Here is a 16715-nt window from a genome sequence, read left to right as displayed (position 1 = left end):
AAGCCCGCCTGTCACTTCACCGTGACGGCGGGCTTATTCTTGTCTAGTCAACGAGGGGCCTGGAATATATGCAGGGTGTGATATGATGGAAGATGATCGGCCTGGTCATTTTTAGGAGACAGATTCTTTTGCAGGAGGGATCATCATGAATATAGAGAAGCAGACAGCGCAGCTTGAGCGGATCAAGACAAAGCTGGGGCAGGCCCTTCGCAAGGATGCGGAATTCGCGGAATTTGGGGCCTCATCACATCAATACAGGCTGGAAGATAAGCTTACAGCAGGCACACTGGCAGACTGGGAGGCCCAATATGGGATCAAGCTTCCTGAACCATTTGCCCGTTTCCTGACAGAGATCGGGAACGGCGGGGCCGGACCGTATTACGGAATTTATCCGCTTGAACAAGCCACCTCCTATACCGAGCTTCCGGCACTCCAGGGCCGGGCGGCGCTTCATCCCGGGATGAGCGCAGAGGAATGGAATATCCTGACGGAGCCTTTGACGGGCGAGCGGGACATCTCGGATGAAGAATACGAGGAGGCCAGAAACAAGGCGCTTGGCGGAATGCTGTGCATCGGCACCCAGGGCTGCGAATATGAGATGTGTCTGGTGCTGGAAGGGGAACACCGGGGGAGAGTGGTGTACACCTCCGATTTTTATCCGGACCGTCCTTTTTTCTTCGTCTATGAAGACAACTTCCTGGACTGGTACGAGCGCTGGCTGGATGAGATTATTCTGGATTATGACAACGCATGGTTTGGCAGCCGGTTACCGGGTGACGAGAATACGCTTATTCAGCTGTATCGGAACACCCCAGACGAGAAGCTGCAGGCCAAAGCTCTAGAGGCGATGTTCAAGTTCAAGCGAATCGCCCCGGCCACCCTGAAATTCCTAAGCAATGTGGCCGGGCAGGTCTCCCGGGATGCCAACACTGCCATCTCGCTGCTCTGCAAAACGTCCTTTGCGGCGGGCAGACCCTATCTGCTCAAGCTGCTGCAGTCGGATGATTCTGAGGGAGCGCTCCGCGCCTTAAGCATTCTACATACTTACGGCAAGAATGAGGACCGGACCGAATTCATTCCGGTGATCCGGCAGAGGCTTGAACGGATTAATGATGCGGAAACTCTGCGTTATGCAGGTTATATCCTTAAAGACTGCGATGCTGTGAACCTCCGTGACTTCGCACACTTCTTGTGCCATGCCAGCCTGGTTATGCAGACGACTGCGATCTATGCCGTGAGGGAATGCGGGAATAAGCAGGAGAGCTGGGAGATCATTGAACAGATGTTCCGTACGGGAGGTACAGAGGTACTGCGCAGCTCCATTTCACATTGGGACGTTATTCCACACGAGAAGCTGCTGCCTTACTATAAGGCGATATGGCCCGAATACAAAGGCAATCCTAATTTCAGGGAGAAATTCGCCGCTTGCCTCAGGGAGCTGCACTTGCCGGATGATTATTTTGGCTGAGCGGATGTTCCCCGCCTAAAATCGGTCTTTGTAAAGGCCCCTGTGATCAGCAAATAGCAGGACAAACATTCTTGGAGGGTATACGTATGCTTCTTTCAGAAATATTGCCTCATGTGGCCCGGTTACAGTCAGATCACTATGCTACAAAGTATAGAAATGAGTATCTGACCTATCAACAATTACTGCATCAGGTGAGCTGTGTGGCGGGAGGTCTGAAGGATTTGGGAGTAGGACCCGGTGAACGGGTGGCGCTTGCAGGTGAACCTTGCCCATATCTTGTGATTGCAGAATGTGCCGTAATTGCTATAGGTGCCATTCCAGTTACGGTTTTTCCAGGTTTGGCTCCTGCAGAGATGAATCAGATCCTTGAAGATGCTGCCCCAACAGCTATCGTGTACGATGCGGATCATCCGGGAATAGCCTCTTCTCTTTCAGCGCCCAGTATAGCTTTAACTATCACGTTCAAGCCGGTCAACGGCGGCCTGTCTTTAGAAGATTTAATTGCGGCCTCCTCTCCACTAACAGAATGGTATATAGCAGAGCCGGATGATGTCGCTCTTCTTATTTATACCGGGGGTACAACGGGACGCTCCAAGGGAGTGATGCACTCTCATCGTACGATCAGAAAATGGGCTTTCATGAACCCTGCAAGAGGCGGAGGGCATAATCCGGCCAAGAAATCGCTTGTTCCTAATCAAGCCCATCTTACCGGACAATTTATCCTTTGGACAACTCTTTTTGAAGGGGGCTGTCTCATTTATCCGGACTCCTATCCGCTGCAGGCTAACGAGGTCATAGACATTATTGAGCGTGAGCAAATCAGGTTCCTGGGAACAGTCGGACTTTTATTCAGGGATATCACTGCCTTGGCAGGCAACCATTCCAGAGAAGCTGGATTCGTGGCAGGCATATCCTGTGGAGGTGCTCCTATCAGTGAGAAGACCTTGTATCAAGCTCTTGAAGTATTCCCTAACGCGCAGTTATCAGAGGTGTATTCACAGACGGAGAGCGGCCAATTTATCAGCTTCTTATCCGTACAAGAGTGCCTTGCAGAAGGGAAGCTGCATCGGCTGCAATCGGTCGGAAATCCATCCCATATGAACCGCTGGGGCCAGAAGCCGTTTGAGGTTAGTATAGTTGATGACTCAGGGCAAGAAGTAGAACAAGGAGACGTTGGCGAGATCATATGCCGAAGTGAACAAATTATGCTTGGCTACTGGAACAATCCGGAAGAGACAGGCAGGACCATCCGAGATGGGTGGCTCTATACGGGTGATCTCGGCAGACTGGATGCAGACGGTTATTTATACATTGTGGACCGGAAGAAAGATATGATTATAGTAGGGGCTTCTAATGTCTACTGTGCTGAAGTGGAACAGGTAATAAGCGCACACCCCTCTATTCTTGAGGCTGCTGTTATAGGAACCCCCTTGCCGGATGAAGGTGAAGAAGTCACAGCAGTAGTTGTACTTAAGCATAAGCAGACACTCGCTCTAGAGGACTTGCAACAATTCTGCGGTCAATCGATAGCCGAATATAAGCTGCCTACCCGCTTAGTGATTACTCACTCACTTGCCAGAACATCCGTAGGCAAAATAGATAAGAAGGCGATAAAAAATAGTATTTACTAAAGGAGGTTCTCCATGAGACTTCGTGATAAAGTCGTTCTCGTTACAGGTGTTACGGGCACGGCAGGAGATAAAATTGCCAGAAGATGTGTTAGCGAGGGAGCAGAGGTTAAAGGGCTTATCCGAAATAGGGACCAGATCGCGCTATGTGAAGAGCTCGGCATTACACCCGTCATCGGAGACTTGACCGATAGAGCGGCCATCAAGGACGCACTTCAAAATGTGAACGTTATCATTCACGCTGCGGCGTATCTGGGGGAGGATCGGGCGATTGCCGAAGCGTCCAATGTTCAAGGGGTCCAGAGTCTGGCCCACGGTGCTGTAGCTGCGGGAGTAGAGCGCTTCGTGCATATTTCTACGGTATCGGTCTATGGTCATTTTGATGGAGAGGTGGAGCTGGATGAGGCAAGCAGCCTTGCCTTCGGCCACGGGGAGGTATATATTTCAACCAAATGTGAATCGGAACGAATCGTGCAGGCTGCAATGGCTAACGGTTTAACCAGTGTGATCCTGCGTCCTGGAGTAATCTGCTCCGAATCCAACTCGCACTGGGGCGACAGACTGATCGCTAAGCTTACTGATTCAGGGGAAGTGGACTGGATTCATCCAGAGGACTTAACGCCTTGGGTGCATGCGGACAACCTGGCAGAGATGTGTGTACTGGCAGCGACGCAGCCTGCGGCCGGGAACCAGTGCTATAACGCAATTGACGGGAATTACCCGGAAAAAGATTTTACGATGCGTATCGGTCTTGCCCTGAACAAGAAGTTCGTCATACCGGGCGGAGACCCTATAAGAACGGCATATAGCTGCGGCAAAATAAAAAACGAGCTGGCCTACAGCCCGGTCAAAACGTTCGAGGAGACCGTTGTCCGGCTGGAGCAGCAAGCAAGGGGAGAGCTAAATGTATCCTAAACCGAAGGCCATGCGTTCCGTTCTAGATCCAAAGTATTTGGAATACTGTCTGAGTTCTCTGTATGACCTTGGAGATTGGAAGGATTGCCTGTTCTGGTTACGCGGCTTGAACGATACTTACAGAATCCGTACCGGCACAGGCACTTATATTCTTCGGATCTACCGCCAATCGATAGCTGAAAGTGATGTTGTCTATGAATTGTCCCTCCTGACACAGCTGGAACACCAACTGAGTGCAGTAAATACAAAGGTTTCCGTTCCCCTCCCTCAAAAGAACAGCAGCTTATATACGGTCATCGATGCGCCGGAGGGCCCGAGAGTTGCCGTGATTTACAGCTATCTGACAGGCACGGAGAACGTGCTGCATGATGAGGAATCGTGTATTTCCTTCGGGAAATCTGCTGCTGAATTGCACGCTGCCATGGACAGGGTCTCCTTAGATTTGCCTAGACCGGATCTGGATACCCGCGCTCTGATCTCCCAGCCGCTGGAGCTTATTGTGGATTATCTCGGTGAGGGACACCGCTCTGCTGCGTATCTGCGCGAGTTCGCCGGTGCATTAACGGAGCGGGTCAACGCTGCTAGTCCGGGCCTGGACTGGGGCATCTGCCACGGAGATTTGCACGGGAATAACAATGCCTTCCAGGAGGGAGATACGTTCACGCATTATGATTTTGAATGGGCGGCTCCGGGTTGGCGGGCCTACGACTTGGCCCAGGTCCGGCACAGAAAACGTCTGCCGCACGAGAAGAAGGAACCGCTGTGGCAGGCATTAATGTCGGGCTACCGCTCGGTGAGAGACTTTTCTGAACAAGATGAATCTGTAATTGATCTGTTTATGATGGCCCGCCGCTTGTGGGTGATGGGACTGGATGTCGAGTTCATCAGTGACAGCGGTGCGCTGGATTATACGGAAGACTGGCTGGAGGAGTTCATTGGTGAGTTCCGCTCTTACGATATAGTCTGATGATTCATGAGGAGGAGGAAGATGGCTATGTACACCCTCTATAAGCATTGTCCGGTATTTCGAAATGAACAAATTACCCTGCGGCCGGTGCTGGAGGAGGATGCTCCAGGTCTGCTTAACTGTTACGCAGATCAGAAGGCGGTGCCCTTGTTCAACGCGGATAATTGCAATGGCGATACGTTCTACTATCCAACAGCGGAGCGGATGAAGCAGGCGCTTGATTTCTGGAGGTATAGCTATGACACGGAGCAGTTTGTCCGCATGACGATCATCTGGAATCCTACTAACGAGATCATCGGAAGTGAGGAGATGTTTAACCGCGGGGGGCTCCCGGCTATGGGGTGCATGGCGTATTGCGCATAGATGTGATGAGCGTATATGAGCAGGAAGAGGTGCTGAACGCTGTCCTGGAGCTGGTGCAGGAGCATTTCTACCATGCATTCGGTGTGGAATGGATCATGACCAAGGCCATCGACGCTGCGGCAGCACGCAGGGCTGTTCTTACAGGGCAGGGGTATATTCCGCTCAAGGAGTTCGAGTTATCGGATTATTATGGCCGCGTAAAAAAGGAGCTGTAGTGACGATTACCCTCCGTTAGGCGGGATGCTGTTAAAAGCCCACTGCAGCTGGGCATCCGCCCAGTCATCTTCTCCGCGAATGCATATGATGATTATGCCTAATGAAACGGAGAGGATGATAGATATGGGATTTATACCAGTGCCGGGAGGCGGCGGAGGATTTCCGGGGATACCGGGATTTCCGGGTGGACCAGGCTTGCCGGGAGGGCCGGGGGTTCCAGGGATTCCAGGCGGAGGGCCCGGAGGATTTCCGGGGACGCCCGGGGGTGCGCCGGGAGGAGTAGCGGCACCGACGGCGCCACCGCCGCAATTCGTGCCGCAAGCACCGGCGGTCACGGCTTATGCGGTTGACCCCGGAGGCATCAGAGGATGCCTGTTCCGCAACACCTATATCTGGCTGAATAATGGTGAGCAGTTCTGGTTCTACCCGGTATTCGTGGGCAGAAGTTCGGTGGCGGGCTTCAGATGGAACGGCTTCTTCTGGGGATACTACGGCGTTGATTTGAACCGGGTTAGCTCGTTCACCTGCTTCTAGCCTGGCGGCATCTCCCTGTTTGGCGTACCGTGTCTTGGTTAAGTATAGATCAAGATCACGAACAGGGAGGTGTACTATGGACAACCTGTGGATGACATTCGTCTACCCTGGCAGCTTCTTAAGTCTGCTGGGGATTGTACTACTCATTATTGGCTATCAACGGCGGCGCACGGGCAGGCGTACCCGTCTGGAGGGCGTGGTAGCCCAGCCCGGTCCGCCGGCACCTGGAGGCCCAGGCACCGCATCGTTCCAGCGGGAGGTACGGTATTCGCTGATGGGAGGCATTCTGCTGGGGCTGGGCTTGCTCCTATTTGCTGCACTGGGCGTTACCACGCTATTGGAATAGAACAAGCTGTGCCTTTGTGTTTAGTAATATTCTCTTGGTGCTTGCTGTTCTGGTTATTGCGGTGAGCATGGTCTATTATGTGCAGTTTGGGCGCAGGGGTAGCCGATCATCCGGGACCCTTACGAAGGATTTATAACACCAGCCCAGCCAGCCGGTGAATCCCCTGCTCAATCAAGGCCTCATCCACCTTGGCGAATCCCAGCACCCATCCCTTCCTGCGGCTCTGAAGGCAGTAATGGGCAAGCGGATATACCCGGATTCCCTGCTCCAGGGCTAACCGGGTCACGGCTTCCTCGTCGTAGTCTGATTCTGCCTCAAGGAATACATGCAGTCCCGTCTCTGCTCCGCTCAGGGTGAACCGCTCGCCTAGACCGCTGGATGTTATAGCCTTGGTTATGGCTTCATGTCTCCGGCGGTACACATTGCGGACTCTGCGCATATGGCGCATGAAATGCCCCTTCTGGATGAAGTGGGTCAAGGTGAGCTGATCCATCACCGGAAGGTGGCGGTAGGTCAGCTCCTGTACACGCGCCAACTGGGCAATGGCCCGTGCCGGGCCGACAATCGCCGAGATGCGGATGGCCGGGGCGATCATTTTGGAGAAGCTCATCAGATACAGGGTATTATTCGGCGCCTGGCTATAGAGCGTGGGCAGCGGGTCGCCACGGTAGCGGAATTCACTGTCATAGCCGTCTTCTATAATCCATAGCTGCTCCTGCACGGCCTGGTACAGCAATTGTTGCCTGCGCGGCTCTGACATCACGGAGCCTATGGCGCACTGGTGTGATGGGGTTACGAAGACCAACTTAGATTCCGGGTGGATCTGGTCAACCACAAGGCCATGCCCGTCTACCGGGACAGGGGCTACGTGCATCCGCCGGTAATTCATCGCCATCCAGGCCGCAGGGAAGCCGGGATCTTCCGCAGAGACGGTATCTCCTTCTGTGAGAAGGGATTGGGCAATCAGGTCAAGGCTGTGCTGGGCGCCTGAGGTCAACAGAATCTGATCGGGCTCGATCCGTATGCCCCGCTCAAGCAGCAAGTAACGCTGAATCTGTTCCCTAAGCGGCAGGAGACCATAGGGATTGCCGTAGGACCAATCCGATACGTCCATTGCGGCGGAGGCGTGAAGCAGCGATTGCCGCCAGTGGTTCTGGAAGGTCCTGTCCACATACGGCTCGTGCGGGGTGAAATCGATCTCCACCTCCTGAGTCTGAGGGCCTCCGAACCAGTCTTGCAGCTGATCTACCGCTGAGTTCAGCAGGGGAAGGGAAGGAGGAACGGGTCCTTCCGGCATCGACTCCTCTTGAGCCGCTTCAATGGCCGGGTTCCAGTCGCTTACCCGTGTTCCGCCCCGCCGGGAGGTCACGGTATACCCTCTGCTCAGCAGTTCCTCATAGACGAGCTGCACCGTGGAGCGGGAGACTCCAAGCTGCTCGGCGAGTTCACGGGAAGGGAGCAGCAGCTCGCCCGGCGCCCAGATACCTTGTGTAATATTATGAATGGCCTGATTCAGCAGTTGCTGCCAGATCGGGCCCCTGTCGTTGCGGTTGACGAACATCATAAGTCATCCCTCCTAGTCGTAGCTTTGGTTCCGTATTTTCATTATGGATTGCTCGGAACCGTCCTCTTTGGATATTTTAGCACAGTCCAATAGCTGATATACTACCGAATAACGTATACGCGGAGGACGCGGGAAGGAGAGGGTTCGATATGAATCCGGTTCGTTATAAGGTCAGGGAATGTAAGGATGAGGCGAGGATTGAACAGTTTTTGAAGCAGGCGAGAATTGGGTTTCTGGGATTAGCGGATGGCAATCTCCCCTATGTTGTGCCGCTGAACTATGTGTGGATGGACGGAAAGCTGTATATCCATGGGGCCGGGGATGGAAGACGCAATCAGGTGATGAGTGACAATTCAGAAGTATGCTTCACGGTCTGTGAGGAGTATGGAACGATCACGAACCCCGTGCCCGCCAAGACGGATACCGCCTATATGAGCGTGATGGTCTTCGGACAGGCAGAGCCGTTGACGGATTTGGATGAAGCTACGCAAGTCTTGCAGGAGATGATGAACAAGTATGTGCCCGGATACTATAACCGCCCTCTGTCCAAGCAGCATGTCGAGAAATACCGGTCGGCTGTGTACGGCGGGCCCGTACAAGTGTACCGGATTACTCCGCAGCATCTGACAGCCAAAGAGAATCCAATTGAAGCAGAGAGTATGTACAAGCCAGGGACGAATGAAGGGCAGATTATGTAGGGACTGCACTCCAACTGAATAGAGAATGAGCGCTCGGGCCGGTAACGGCCCGGGCTTGTTCTCGTTATGGCATGGGCGGAAATGTAATCGAAAAACCGATTACAATGGTCAGGGTGGAGGCTTGTGGACCAAATGTAAGCGAGGATAGAGGGCCGGCAAAGTTGCTGTGAACCCCAGGATGTCGTATGGTTGAGTTATTATAGCAAACAAAGGTAGTATGGAGAATATTAGCAGGATCGAGAATACAGGCAGGATCAAGCAGAAAGGATGAAGCAAATGTCCACAGATAACCAAGCTCTTCCCCCGGCTCCGATTACAGAACCCGGACGGTATGTCCTTGATCTGACGGGGCCCGGCAGCCACACGCTTGAACGCAAGCCCGGTATGGGCAGCTTATCGATCGGCCCCAAGGAGTTGAAGCAACCAGCGGAGCTGCTGGTCGCAGCAGATGAGCGCATGAACTGGTCCGTCTTCGAGCCGTTCGCCACGCCCGCAGGCTCCCCCTGGCCGCGTTATCTGAGTTATACCGGCGGTGATGCGGGGTTCCTCGAGTGGGCGGAGCGGCGGCCTATTGAGACTATAAGCTGGACCCCGGTGCTGCCGGAGGGTGCATCCTTGGACGGTAGCCGGGCGGATATCTATACCCTGGGTATCAAACTGGGTCCTCTGGCAAATGGACAGCTGAGCCTGGTCCTGCCGGACAAGCTGTACAACCTGAGCTTGTCTGGTGATCTGACGCGCTTCTCAGCTTCCGGCCATCTGCCCACTACTCTGGCCTTAGTACCGAATATGAGCCGGCGCAGGAGCGATGCGCCTTACCGGCTGCCGGATCTGGGGGAGCTGCAGGGTGTGACTCACCTGACGCTGAATAGCCCGCCCTTGGGCCAGCCCATCTCACTGGACGGCCTGGAGCAATTCCCGAACCTGGAGTCGCTCAGCCTGTGGGGAAGCTTCTGCGATCTAGAGGCGCTTGCCCGCCTGACGGGGCTGACCAGCCTGGAGCTCCGTTTCATGCCGGAGCTGGAGGGCCTGCCTTCCCTGGATACATGGCCGCTGCTGGACCGGTCCATCGCCTACAATGTCGAGGAGGCCGTAGGCAAACGTCTGCGGCAGCAGATGAAGGCGCGCGCCAAGGTCCGCCCTTGGGATGATTATGCCTCCATAAGCCAGCTCAGGAAGCCGGAGTGGTGGCAGAGCGAATACGGCCGCCCGTTCTCTGCCTGGCCGAAGCGTCTGGCCAAGCTGGCGAACGAAGCCTACGATACTGCACAGTCAGCTATAGCGGAGGCCCGCAATCTTGAAGAGGCGGAAGCAGCCATTACTGCCTTCACCCTGCGCTTCAATTCACTGAAGGGCATCGAGACTACCGAGAGGGAAGACCTTGGCGAAGCTGTGTGGCAGCTCAGCCAGTCAGAGCACCAGATCGGGCAGCCTATAACAGAGGAAGTGGCGCAGGGCTGGTTCGATGCGGCCCGTGATTATTAATTAAAAAGTTTATAAAAAATAAGATAAATCTTAAAATTTAGTTTCATTAGTGATAAACTAGGATCAGGATTGATCCAAACGGTGTGTGACTTGGTCCGCGCTGGCTTGCTATGGCGCCTAAGCAGGAGTGCCTGCATCCTTCCTGCAAATCGTAGGGTAGAAGGACGGTATAATATGAGCAACCAACAAACAAAAACAGACGTTATTTTAATTGGTGCTGGAATCATGAGTGCAACACTTGGTTCACTGTTAAAGGAATTAGTACCGGATTGGCAAATAACCGTGTTTGAGCGGCGTGCGGGTGCCGGGGAGGAGAGCTCAGGAGAATGGAACAATGCGGGAACGGGGCATTCTTCACTCTGCGAGCTTAACTATACTACAGAGCAGCCGGACGGATCGATCGACATCAGCAAGGCGATTAAGGTGAACGAGGAATTTCAGTTCTCCAAGCAATTCTGGTCCTATCTGGTGAGCCAGAAACGAATACACAATCCGCAGGATTTCATTGTACCTGTGCCGCATATGAGCTTTGTGGAAGGACAGAAGGACGTTGCATTTTTACAAAAGCGATTTGAAGCGCTTTCAAATAGTCCGCTGTTTCAAGGCATGGAATTCTCAGATGATCCAAGGCGGCTGATGGAATGGATTCCGCTGATGATGAAGAACCGGAAGCTGGACCAGCCGATAGCGGCCACCAAAATTGACTCGGGAACGGATGTGAACTTCGGCGCCCTGACCCGTATGCTGTTCAACCACTTACAGAGCAGTAACACCGATATTAGGTACAATCATCAGGTGGATGATCTGAAGCGCGCGCAGGACGGCTCCTGGGAGCTGAAGGTGAAGAATCTCGCCAGCGGCGTAACAGAGCGTCATAACGCCAAGTTCGTCTTCATCGGCGGAGGGGGAGGAAGCCTGCATCTGCTGCAGAAATCCGGCATCCCGGAAGGCAAAAAGATTGGCGGATTCCCGGTAAGCGGACTGTTCATGGTCTGCAAGAAGCCGGAGATTGTAGCCCAGCACCATGCCAAGGTATATGGTAAGGCTGCTGTGGGTGCGCCTCCGATGTCTGTTCCGCATCTAGATACCCGGGTGATCGATAAGCAGGAATCCCTGTTCTTCGGGCCGTTTGCCGGTTTCTCGCCCAAGTTCCTGAAATACGGCTCCATGTTCGATTTGATTACCTCGGTCAAGCCGAATAATCTGACGACGATGCTTGCAGCAGGAGCGAAGAACCTGTCATTGACCAAATATCTGATCGGGCAGGTCATGCTGTCCAAAGAACAGCGCATGGAAGCGCTGCGGGAGTTCATCCCGGATGCGAACAGTGAGGATTGGGAGCTGGTGGTGGCGGGCCAGCGGGTACAGATTATTAAGGATACAGCAGCCGGCAAAGGCATGCTGCAATTCGGAACGGAAGTCATCAGCAGCGCGGACGGCTCCATCGCTGCATTGCTGGGAGCCTCGCCAGGAGCGTCAACGGCTGTCTCTGTCATGCTGGAGGTCATCACCAAGTGCTTCCCGCAGCAGATCAAGGCCTGGGAGCCGAAGATCAAGCAGATGATTCCTGCCTACGGCATGTCCCTGTCCGCTAACCCGAAGCTATTGAATGACATTCATGCTTCCGCAGCGCACACGCTGGGCCTGACGAATGGAACAGACGGGCATGAGCCGCCAGCCGCGGTCAACCATCTGTAGCAATAGCAATAGAGAGCGTGCGGCTGACCACCAGCCTGCCAGCTGTTATATACATGCAAAGAGAGGCCATCCCTGGGGATAGCCTCTTTGTCTTGCTGTGTTCATCTCCCAGGCTGAGTACTTCAAGTGCGATCAAGCCTTATGAGTCTTGAACAGCCGGATGGCCAGAATCAGAGCTACCGCTACAGCGGCGAGGCCCGCCCAGTTCAGGTGGAGCACAGAGGTACGGCTGATCACATAGCCGCCTAAGCCCGATCCCAGCGCGAATCCGAACTGGATGAAGGAGGTGTTTACGCTCAGGGCCATATCCGGGTTCCGGGGAACCAGGGTGACCAGCAGAAGCTGCTGCGCAGGGGAGATGCTCCAGGTCCCCAGCATGAAGATCATCAGGATCAGGAGGAGGACGATCATATGAACGCCCGTTAGTGAGAACAGGAGGAGCGTGGTTGCCTGTAACAGAAGTCCTGTCATTATGGTGAACTTCGATCCCTTGGAATCAGCCAATTGCCCGCCTAACTTGGAGCCCATGAAGCTGCATACCCCCGCGAGGAAGAGCACCCCGCTGATTTCGGTGATGGACAGGGAGGATGCGGCCTGAAGGTAAGGGGTAATATAAGTGAAGAGTGTAGCGTAACCCCCTACATACAATAAGCTGATCGCCAGAGCGGTAACAATTCTGGAATCCTTAAGCACAGACAGCTGCATCTTTAGGGTGACGGCTTCTTTTTCTTTTATGGCAGGGACCTTGGCAGAGATGATGAACAGCGGAACAAGGCTTAGCCCCCCGACGATGATGAACAGAGCCCTCCACCCAAAGTATTCGCTGAAAAAGGTACCGGCCGGAACGCCCAGAACCAGCGAGCTGCTGAGTCCCATCAGAATAATGCCAATCGCATTGCCTCTCCGCTCCTTCTCCACCAGTCTGGTGGCTACGGCCATAGCGACCACGGTTGCGATTCCCCCGCTTGCCCCTTGAATAATCCGTATCCCCAGCATAGCTTCATAAGGCAACTTCAGCAGCATCAGCCCGTTGCTGGCAATGAACACGCCGAGGGCGGTCAGCAGCAGCTTTTTGCGGTCCATACCCAGGGTCAGTGCAATGAGCACCGGTGCAATAATCGCTGCGGACAGCACAAATACGGTCACCAGCAGCCCCACTTCGGAGGTGGATACGCCAAGATCTGAGGCAATCATCTCAATCACACCGGTAATAATGTATTCAATCGTCCCGATCAGAAAAACGGCAAGTGCCAGAATATAGATCGTCAATCGGTTATTCAATTTCTCCCACTCCTTGTACATTCATAACGGAATCGGCCGCCGTTCTTGTCATCACTCTACGATGCTGCTAAGGTTAAGTCAAAGAAACGTTTCTGAATGAAACGTTCATTTTTTTTGAACGAAGGAGTGACACAGAATGGAATTGCGCCAACTTAAAACCTTTTATACGCTGGCTTCCACGCTTAATTTCGCCCGTGCCGCCGAAGCGCAGAACTACGTTCCCTCAACGGTTACGATGCAAATGAAGGCCCTGGAGGAAGAATTGGGGGTGAAGCTGGTGGACCGGCTCGGCAAAAATGTGACGTTAACCGATACCGGAAAAACGTTCCTGCGTTATGCAGACAACATCCTGTGTATGGTGGAGGAGGCGCAGCATGCCCTCAAGCAGCCCGGTGAGCTGACAGGCACCATCGTAATCAGTGCAGATGAGACGTTATGCACTTACAGACTTCCCGCTGTGCTGCACCGGTTCCGCCAGCTTCATCCCGGAGTCCGGCTGATCTTCCTGCCGCTGGTGAGTCCGAGTCTCAGGCAGAGCCTGCGGGACGGGGATGTCGATGTCATCTTCATGCTGGATGAAGTGAAGGGCGAGAGCGGATTTTGCGGAGAAAAAATAAGGGACGAGCGCTTCTGCCTCCTGGCTGCTCCCGATCATCCGCTGGCATCGCGTCCGGCGCTGGCTATCCAGGATTTTCACGGCGAGACCTTCCTGTTAACGGAGCAGGGATGCTCTTACCGCAGCTTCTTCGAGCGCAGCCTGTCGCAGAAGGGAATGGCGGGCATTACGGAATTGGAGTTCCACAGCGCAGAGGCGATTAAACAATGTGCGAAGCTGGGGATGGGCATCGCCATCCTGCCTGAAATGGCCGTAAGCGAAGAATTGAAGCGGGGGGAGCTGATCTCCCTGCCGTGGGATTTGACCGCAGTATCCTTTGCCACCCAAATGTTCTGGCATGAGGAGAAGTGGCTCTCCCCGGCAATTGAGGCTTTTATCCGTCTGGCCCGGGATCTCGAATCCTCTCCTTGACCTTAGGTCAGACCTAGGGTGTATCGTAGAGATATTCCAAGCCGTAGTCCGGGGAGTGATTAGGATGAGAGATGAAATAACGATTAGTGAGCTGGCCAAGCTGATGAATGTGTCGGTCCACCAGATCCGGTATTTTGAAGAGAAGGGTGTTCTGCAGCCTGCTTATACCGGTGAGAATCAGTACAGAATGTACAGTATGGATCAAGTGTATCAGCTCGCGCATATCCTGCTGCTCCGCAAGCTTGAAGTGCCTGTTCAATCGATTAACGAATGTATGAGCTATAGTCCGGAGCAGCATCGCGGGCTGCTGGAGCACTCTCTCGAAGGGATTGAACAGGAGCTGGCGCGTCTTCAGGAGCTACGGCAGTTCATCCGCAAGATGCTGGAGGAGGAGCAGAGCTACAGCTCGCAGGCGGAGCCCTTCCAGCGGGTGCAGCAGTCTGAGGTCTATCTCACCGAGATGATGAAGCTGGATTCGTATAGTCAGCTCAGTGCAGCGCTGCTGGCGGAGCAGGCGGCAGGCATACCCAATCTGTTTGAATCGGATATTTATTATGTGGCAGATGAGCAGGATACCGTGACCCTATATCTGGAGGGGCAGGCTCCAGGCGATCTGACTCTTCCGGCAGGAGAGTACCTGACGCTGCAATGTGTGATTCAGGAAGAGGAGCTTGAAGAACAGTGTGACGATTTCTTCACCTATGCTGCCGCAGAAGCGATTCCGCTGGCGGGGCCCCTGGTGGTGATTGAACGGTCGTATCTGTCGCTGTTCGCTCCGGGTAAGCTGCATTATGAGCTGAAGGCGCTGATTCAGCCGGGAGCACCTGCGCAAGGGACGGTTTCCTTATGAGCGCAGCCCCGATTACGATAGAGCCGATGCGGCCGGAATATAACCGGCCGGTAAGCCAGTTGCTGGCCCAGGCGTTCCTGGCCAAATTCCACAGGCGGCTGCGTCTGAATGAGGCTGTGCTGGCTGAAGGTCTGGAGGCGCTGCTCGACTATGCTCCGGCCGGACCGTTCGCCCTCAGAAGCGTCGCCTTGCAGCAGGGAGAGGTGATTGGCAGCATCGGGATGAAATATAAGCCTGCGGCGGATCAGCAGGTAAGGGGTAAGCTGCTGCCCGCGTTGCCTGCTGTATTCTCTCTGCTAAGGAGACGCGGCATGGTCCGGCTGCTGGCTGGTCTGGCGACACTTGAACATTACTCCAAGGCCGGCGAGTGTTATATTACCGACCTGGCGGTTCATCCGGCCCACCACAGCAAAGGCGTAGGCCGGCTGCTGCTCGGATGGGCCGGGGAGGCTGTGGCTGCCGATCCCGGCCTGGACCGCCTCAGCCTGCATGTTGCAGCCAGCAATCCGCGGGCCAGACAGCTCTATGAGCGGCTGTCCTTTCAGACAAGTGCCCGTCAGAACAGGCAGCTCCTACACTTATTATTGGGCGAACGGGCATGGGATTACATGGTCTTGATTCAAAAAGGGAGACAGATAGAGTAATGATGAAGAACAAGAAGATCTTGATTTATCTATGTGTGGTAGTGCTTTTGCTGATTAGCGGGGCAGGAATGTATATCGTGCAGCAGAACCGCTTTGAGATGATGGAGCAGGCCATCCAGATTGCGTCGCCTGAGGGCGAGCTGACGGGTACGCTGGTGTTGCCCAAGGGGTCTTCCGTATCTTCCGGCAAGCTGGGACTGGTCCTCTTCATTCATGGGGACGGGCCGATTAATGCCTCGCATGATGACGGGTATAAGCCGCTATGGGAGCGGTTAGCCGGTCTGGGGTATGCCTCCTTGTCTCTTGATAAAAGAGGAATCGGCGCTTCCACAGGCAATTGGCTGGATCAGAGTATAGATGACCGGGTAGAGGAAGCCCGCGAGGCTATCGCATGGGCCCGGAAGCAGCCGAATATCGACCCGGACCGGATCGGGGTGTGGGGCGCCAGTCAGGCAGGCTGGGTGATTCCCAAGCTGGCCGGGAAGGAGCCGCTCGCCTTCAGCATTCTGGTCTCCCCGGCCATTAACTGGCTGCGCCAGGGTGCCTATCATACCCGGCAGCAGATGCTGCAGGAAGGAAAAACGGAGACGGAAATTGCAGCCGAAGAGGCGGCTAACAACGAAGTTCGGCAGCTTTTGGCGCAGAGAGCGAGCTATGAAGACTATCTGGCTGCGGTGAAGGAAGATGACCCGATGACGAAGGAGCGGTGGACGTTTGTCAGCAAGAATTACCTGTCGGATGCCGAGCAGGATCTTAAGCAGTTCCGCTCTCCGGTACTGTTGCTGCTGGGCCAGCAGGATATTCATGTCGACTGGCAGGAGACGGAGCAGGTGTACCGCAAGATGATCCAGCCTGAACTGCTGACCGTAGCGGTCTTCCCGGACGCAGAGCATTCGATGCTGAGCAAAAAGACAGCGGACTCCAGCTTAAGGGCGCTCATGGTCAGCCTCTTTGCTCCGCGCCAAATCACAGTTCCGGGCTATATGAATCAGATTGAGGATTTCCTGAAGGAGCTGGATTAATGCTCTTCG

At 54.3% G+C, this 16715-nt stretch carries 17 protein-coding genes; 15 read left to right on the top strand and 2 right to left on the bottom strand.

Annotated features, from left to right (window positions below):
• The first annotated feature begins 145 nt into the window (after positions 1-145).
• From MKZ07_RS22645 to MKZ07_RS22610, 8 genes are all read left to right on the top strand, one after another.
• Positions 146-1468: an SMI1/KNR4 family protein gene (locus MKZ07_RS22645; RefSeq protein WP_341027612.1), complete on the top strand. Its 1323-nt coding sequence runs from the start codon at positions 146-148 to the stop codon at positions 1466-1468.
• Between the two features lie 86 nt (positions 1469-1554).
• Complete coding sequence (locus tag MKZ07_RS22640) at positions 1555-3099, top strand: class I adenylate-forming enzyme family protein (protein WP_341027610.1); 1545 nt, start codon at positions 1555-1557, stop codon at positions 3097-3099.
• Positions 3100-3111: 12 nt separating this feature from the next.
• Positions 3112-4011, top strand: coding sequence for an NAD-dependent epimerase/dehydratase family protein (locus tag MKZ07_RS22635; RefSeq protein ID WP_036691541.1), 900 nt, complete (start codon positions 3112-3114; stop codon positions 4009-4011).
• The gene (locus tag MKZ07_RS22630; protein WP_036691543.1) at positions 4001-4978 is read left to right on the top strand and encodes a phosphotransferase; all 978 of its coding nucleotides are present in this window, start codon (positions 4001-4003) and stop codon (positions 4976-4978) included. Before MKZ07_RS22635 ends, MKZ07_RS22630 begins: the two co-directional genes overlap by 11 nt.
• Positions 4979-4999: 21 nt before the next feature.
• Positions 5000-5341 (top strand): GNAT family N-acetyltransferase, encoded by a 342-nt coding sequence (locus MKZ07_RS22625; protein WP_200869179.1) that lies wholly within the window; start codon positions 5000-5002, stop codon positions 5339-5341.
• Positions 5332-5556, top strand: a complete 225-nt coding sequence (locus tag MKZ07_RS22620) for a hypothetical protein (RefSeq protein ID WP_200869180.1) — start codon at positions 5332-5334, stop codon at positions 5554-5556. Before MKZ07_RS22625 ends, MKZ07_RS22620 begins: the two co-directional genes overlap by 10 nt.
• A 124-nt stretch (positions 5557-5680) precedes the next feature.
• Positions 5681-6091, top strand: coding sequence for a hypothetical protein (locus MKZ07_RS22615; RefSeq protein ID WP_036691545.1), 411 nt, complete (start codon positions 5681-5683; stop codon positions 6089-6091).
• 76 nt (positions 6092-6167) lie between these two features.
• Complete coding sequence (locus MKZ07_RS22610; RefSeq protein ID WP_036691547.1) at positions 6168-6437, top strand: hypothetical protein; 270 nt, start codon at positions 6168-6170, stop codon at positions 6435-6437.
• A gap of 130 nt (positions 6438-6567) precedes the next feature.
• Here MKZ07_RS22610 and pdxR read toward each other — a convergent pair whose 3' ends face one another.
• A complete protein-coding gene (pdxR, locus tag MKZ07_RS22605) occupies positions 6568-8001 on the bottom strand; it encodes a MocR-like pyridoxine biosynthesis transcription factor PdxR (protein ID WP_036691549.1) in 1434 nt (477 codons plus the stop codon).
• A gap of 149 nt (positions 8002-8150) precedes the next feature.
• Between pdxR and MKZ07_RS22600 the strand changes: the two genes are divergently transcribed.
• From MKZ07_RS22600 to MKZ07_RS22590, 3 genes are all read left to right on the top strand, one after another.
• Positions 8151-8699, top strand: a complete 549-nt coding sequence (locus MKZ07_RS22600; RefSeq protein ID WP_036691550.1) for a pyridoxamine 5'-phosphate oxidase family protein — start codon at positions 8151-8153, stop codon at positions 8697-8699.
• 276 nt (positions 8700-8975) lie between these two features.
• On the top strand, positions 8976-10184 hold the full coding sequence (locus MKZ07_RS22595) for a hypothetical protein (protein ID WP_341027606.1): 1209 nt from the start codon (positions 8976-8978) through the stop codon (positions 10182-10184).
• 174 nt (positions 10185-10358) lie between these two features.
• A complete protein-coding gene (locus MKZ07_RS22590; protein WP_036691554.1) occupies positions 10359-11882 on the top strand; it encodes a malate:quinone oxidoreductase in 1524 nt (507 codons plus the stop codon).
• A 132-nt stretch (positions 11883-12014) separates the two neighbouring features.
• On the opposite strand, the gene MKZ07_RS22585 is transcribed toward MKZ07_RS22590, so the two are convergent.
• Positions 12015-13163: an MFS transporter gene (locus MKZ07_RS22585; protein WP_341027604.1), complete on the bottom strand. Its 1149-nt coding sequence runs from the start codon at positions 13161-13163 to the stop codon at positions 12015-12017.
• A gap of 136 nt (positions 13164-13299) precedes the next feature.
• On the opposite strand from MKZ07_RS22585, the gene MKZ07_RS22580 reads away from it, so the two are divergent.
• The 4 genes from MKZ07_RS22580 (at position 13300) to MKZ07_RS22565 (ending at position 16706) form a co-directional block, all read left to right on the top strand.
• Complete coding sequence (locus MKZ07_RS22580) at positions 13300-14190, top strand: LysR family transcriptional regulator (RefSeq protein WP_036691557.1); 891 nt, start codon at positions 13300-13302, stop codon at positions 14188-14190.
• Between the two features lie 64 nt (positions 14191-14254).
• The gene (locus MKZ07_RS22575; RefSeq protein ID WP_036691558.1) at positions 14255-15040 is read left to right on the top strand and encodes a MerR family transcriptional regulator; all 786 of its coding nucleotides are present in this window, start codon (positions 14255-14257) and stop codon (positions 15038-15040) included.
• On the top strand, positions 15037-15684 hold the full coding sequence (locus MKZ07_RS22570) for a GNAT family N-acetyltransferase (protein WP_076156289.1): 648 nt from the start codon (positions 15037-15039) through the stop codon (positions 15682-15684). Before MKZ07_RS22575 ends, MKZ07_RS22570 begins: the two co-directional genes overlap by 4 nt.
• Positions 15684-16706 (top strand): alpha/beta hydrolase family protein, encoded by a 1023-nt coding sequence (locus MKZ07_RS22565; RefSeq protein WP_036691562.1) that lies wholly within the window; start codon positions 15684-15686, stop codon positions 16704-16706. The genes MKZ07_RS22570 and MKZ07_RS22565 overlap by 1 nt, the downstream gene beginning before the upstream one ends.
• The last annotated feature ends 9 nt before the right edge of the window (positions 16707-16715 follow it).

Origin of the sequence: Paenibacillus sp. FSL P4-0338 (genome assembly GCF_038002365.1) — a bacterium.
Lineage (GTDB): Bacteria > Bacillota > Bacilli > Paenibacillales > Paenibacillaceae > Paenibacillus_AQ.
This window is presented reverse-complemented; position numbering and strand designations above follow the sequence as displayed.

Coding starts and splice junctions, on each gene's coding strand:
- MKZ07_RS22625 (WP_200869179.1), top strand. CDS start 5,000: ATGGCTATGTACACCCTCTATAAGCATTGTCCGGTATTTCGAAATGAA.
- MKZ07_RS22570 (WP_076156289.1), top strand. CDS start 15,037: ATGAGCGCAGCCCCGATTACGATAGAGCCGATGCGGCCGGAATATAAC.
- MKZ07_RS22630 (WP_036691543.1), top strand. CDS start 4,001: ATGTATCCTAAACCGAAGGCCATGCGTTCCGTTCTAGATCCAAAGTAT.
- pdxR (WP_036691549.1), bottom strand. CDS start 8,001: ATGATGTTCGTCAACCGCAACGACAGGGGCCCGATCTGGCAGCAACTG.
- MKZ07_RS22610 (WP_036691547.1), top strand. CDS start 6,168: ATGGACAACCTGTGGATGACATTCGTCTACCCTGGCAGCTTCTTAAGT.
- MKZ07_RS22640 (WP_341027610.1), top strand. CDS start 1,555: ATGCTTCTTTCAGAAATATTGCCTCATGTGGCCCGGTTACAGTCAGAT.
- MKZ07_RS22595 (WP_341027606.1), top strand. CDS start 8,976: ATGTCCACAGATAACCAAGCTCTTCCCCCGGCTCCGATTACAGAACCC.
- MKZ07_RS22645 (WP_341027612.1), top strand. CDS start 146: ATGAATATAGAGAAGCAGACAGCGCAGCTTGAGCGGATCAAGACAAAG.
- MKZ07_RS22590 (WP_036691554.1), top strand. CDS start 10,359: ATGAGCAACCAACAAACAAAAACAGACGTTATTTTAATTGGTGCTGGA.
- MKZ07_RS22635 (WP_036691541.1), top strand. CDS start 3,112: ATGAGACTTCGTGATAAAGTCGTTCTCGTTACAGGTGTTACGGGCACG.
- MKZ07_RS22615 (WP_036691545.1), top strand. CDS start 5,681: ATGGGATTTATACCAGTGCCGGGAGGCGGCGGAGGATTTCCGGGGATA.
- MKZ07_RS22600 (WP_036691550.1), top strand. CDS start 8,151: ATGAATCCGGTTCGTTATAAGGTCAGGGAATGTAAGGATGAGGCGAGG.
- MKZ07_RS22580 (WP_036691557.1), top strand. CDS start 13,300: ATGGAATTGCGCCAACTTAAAACCTTTTATACGCTGGCTTCCACGCTT.
- MKZ07_RS22575 (WP_036691558.1), top strand. CDS start 14,255: ATGAGAGATGAAATAACGATTAGTGAGCTGGCCAAGCTGATGAATGTG.
- MKZ07_RS22565 (WP_036691562.1), top strand. CDS start 15,684: ATGATGAAGAACAAGAAGATCTTGATTTATCTATGTGTGGTAGTGCTT.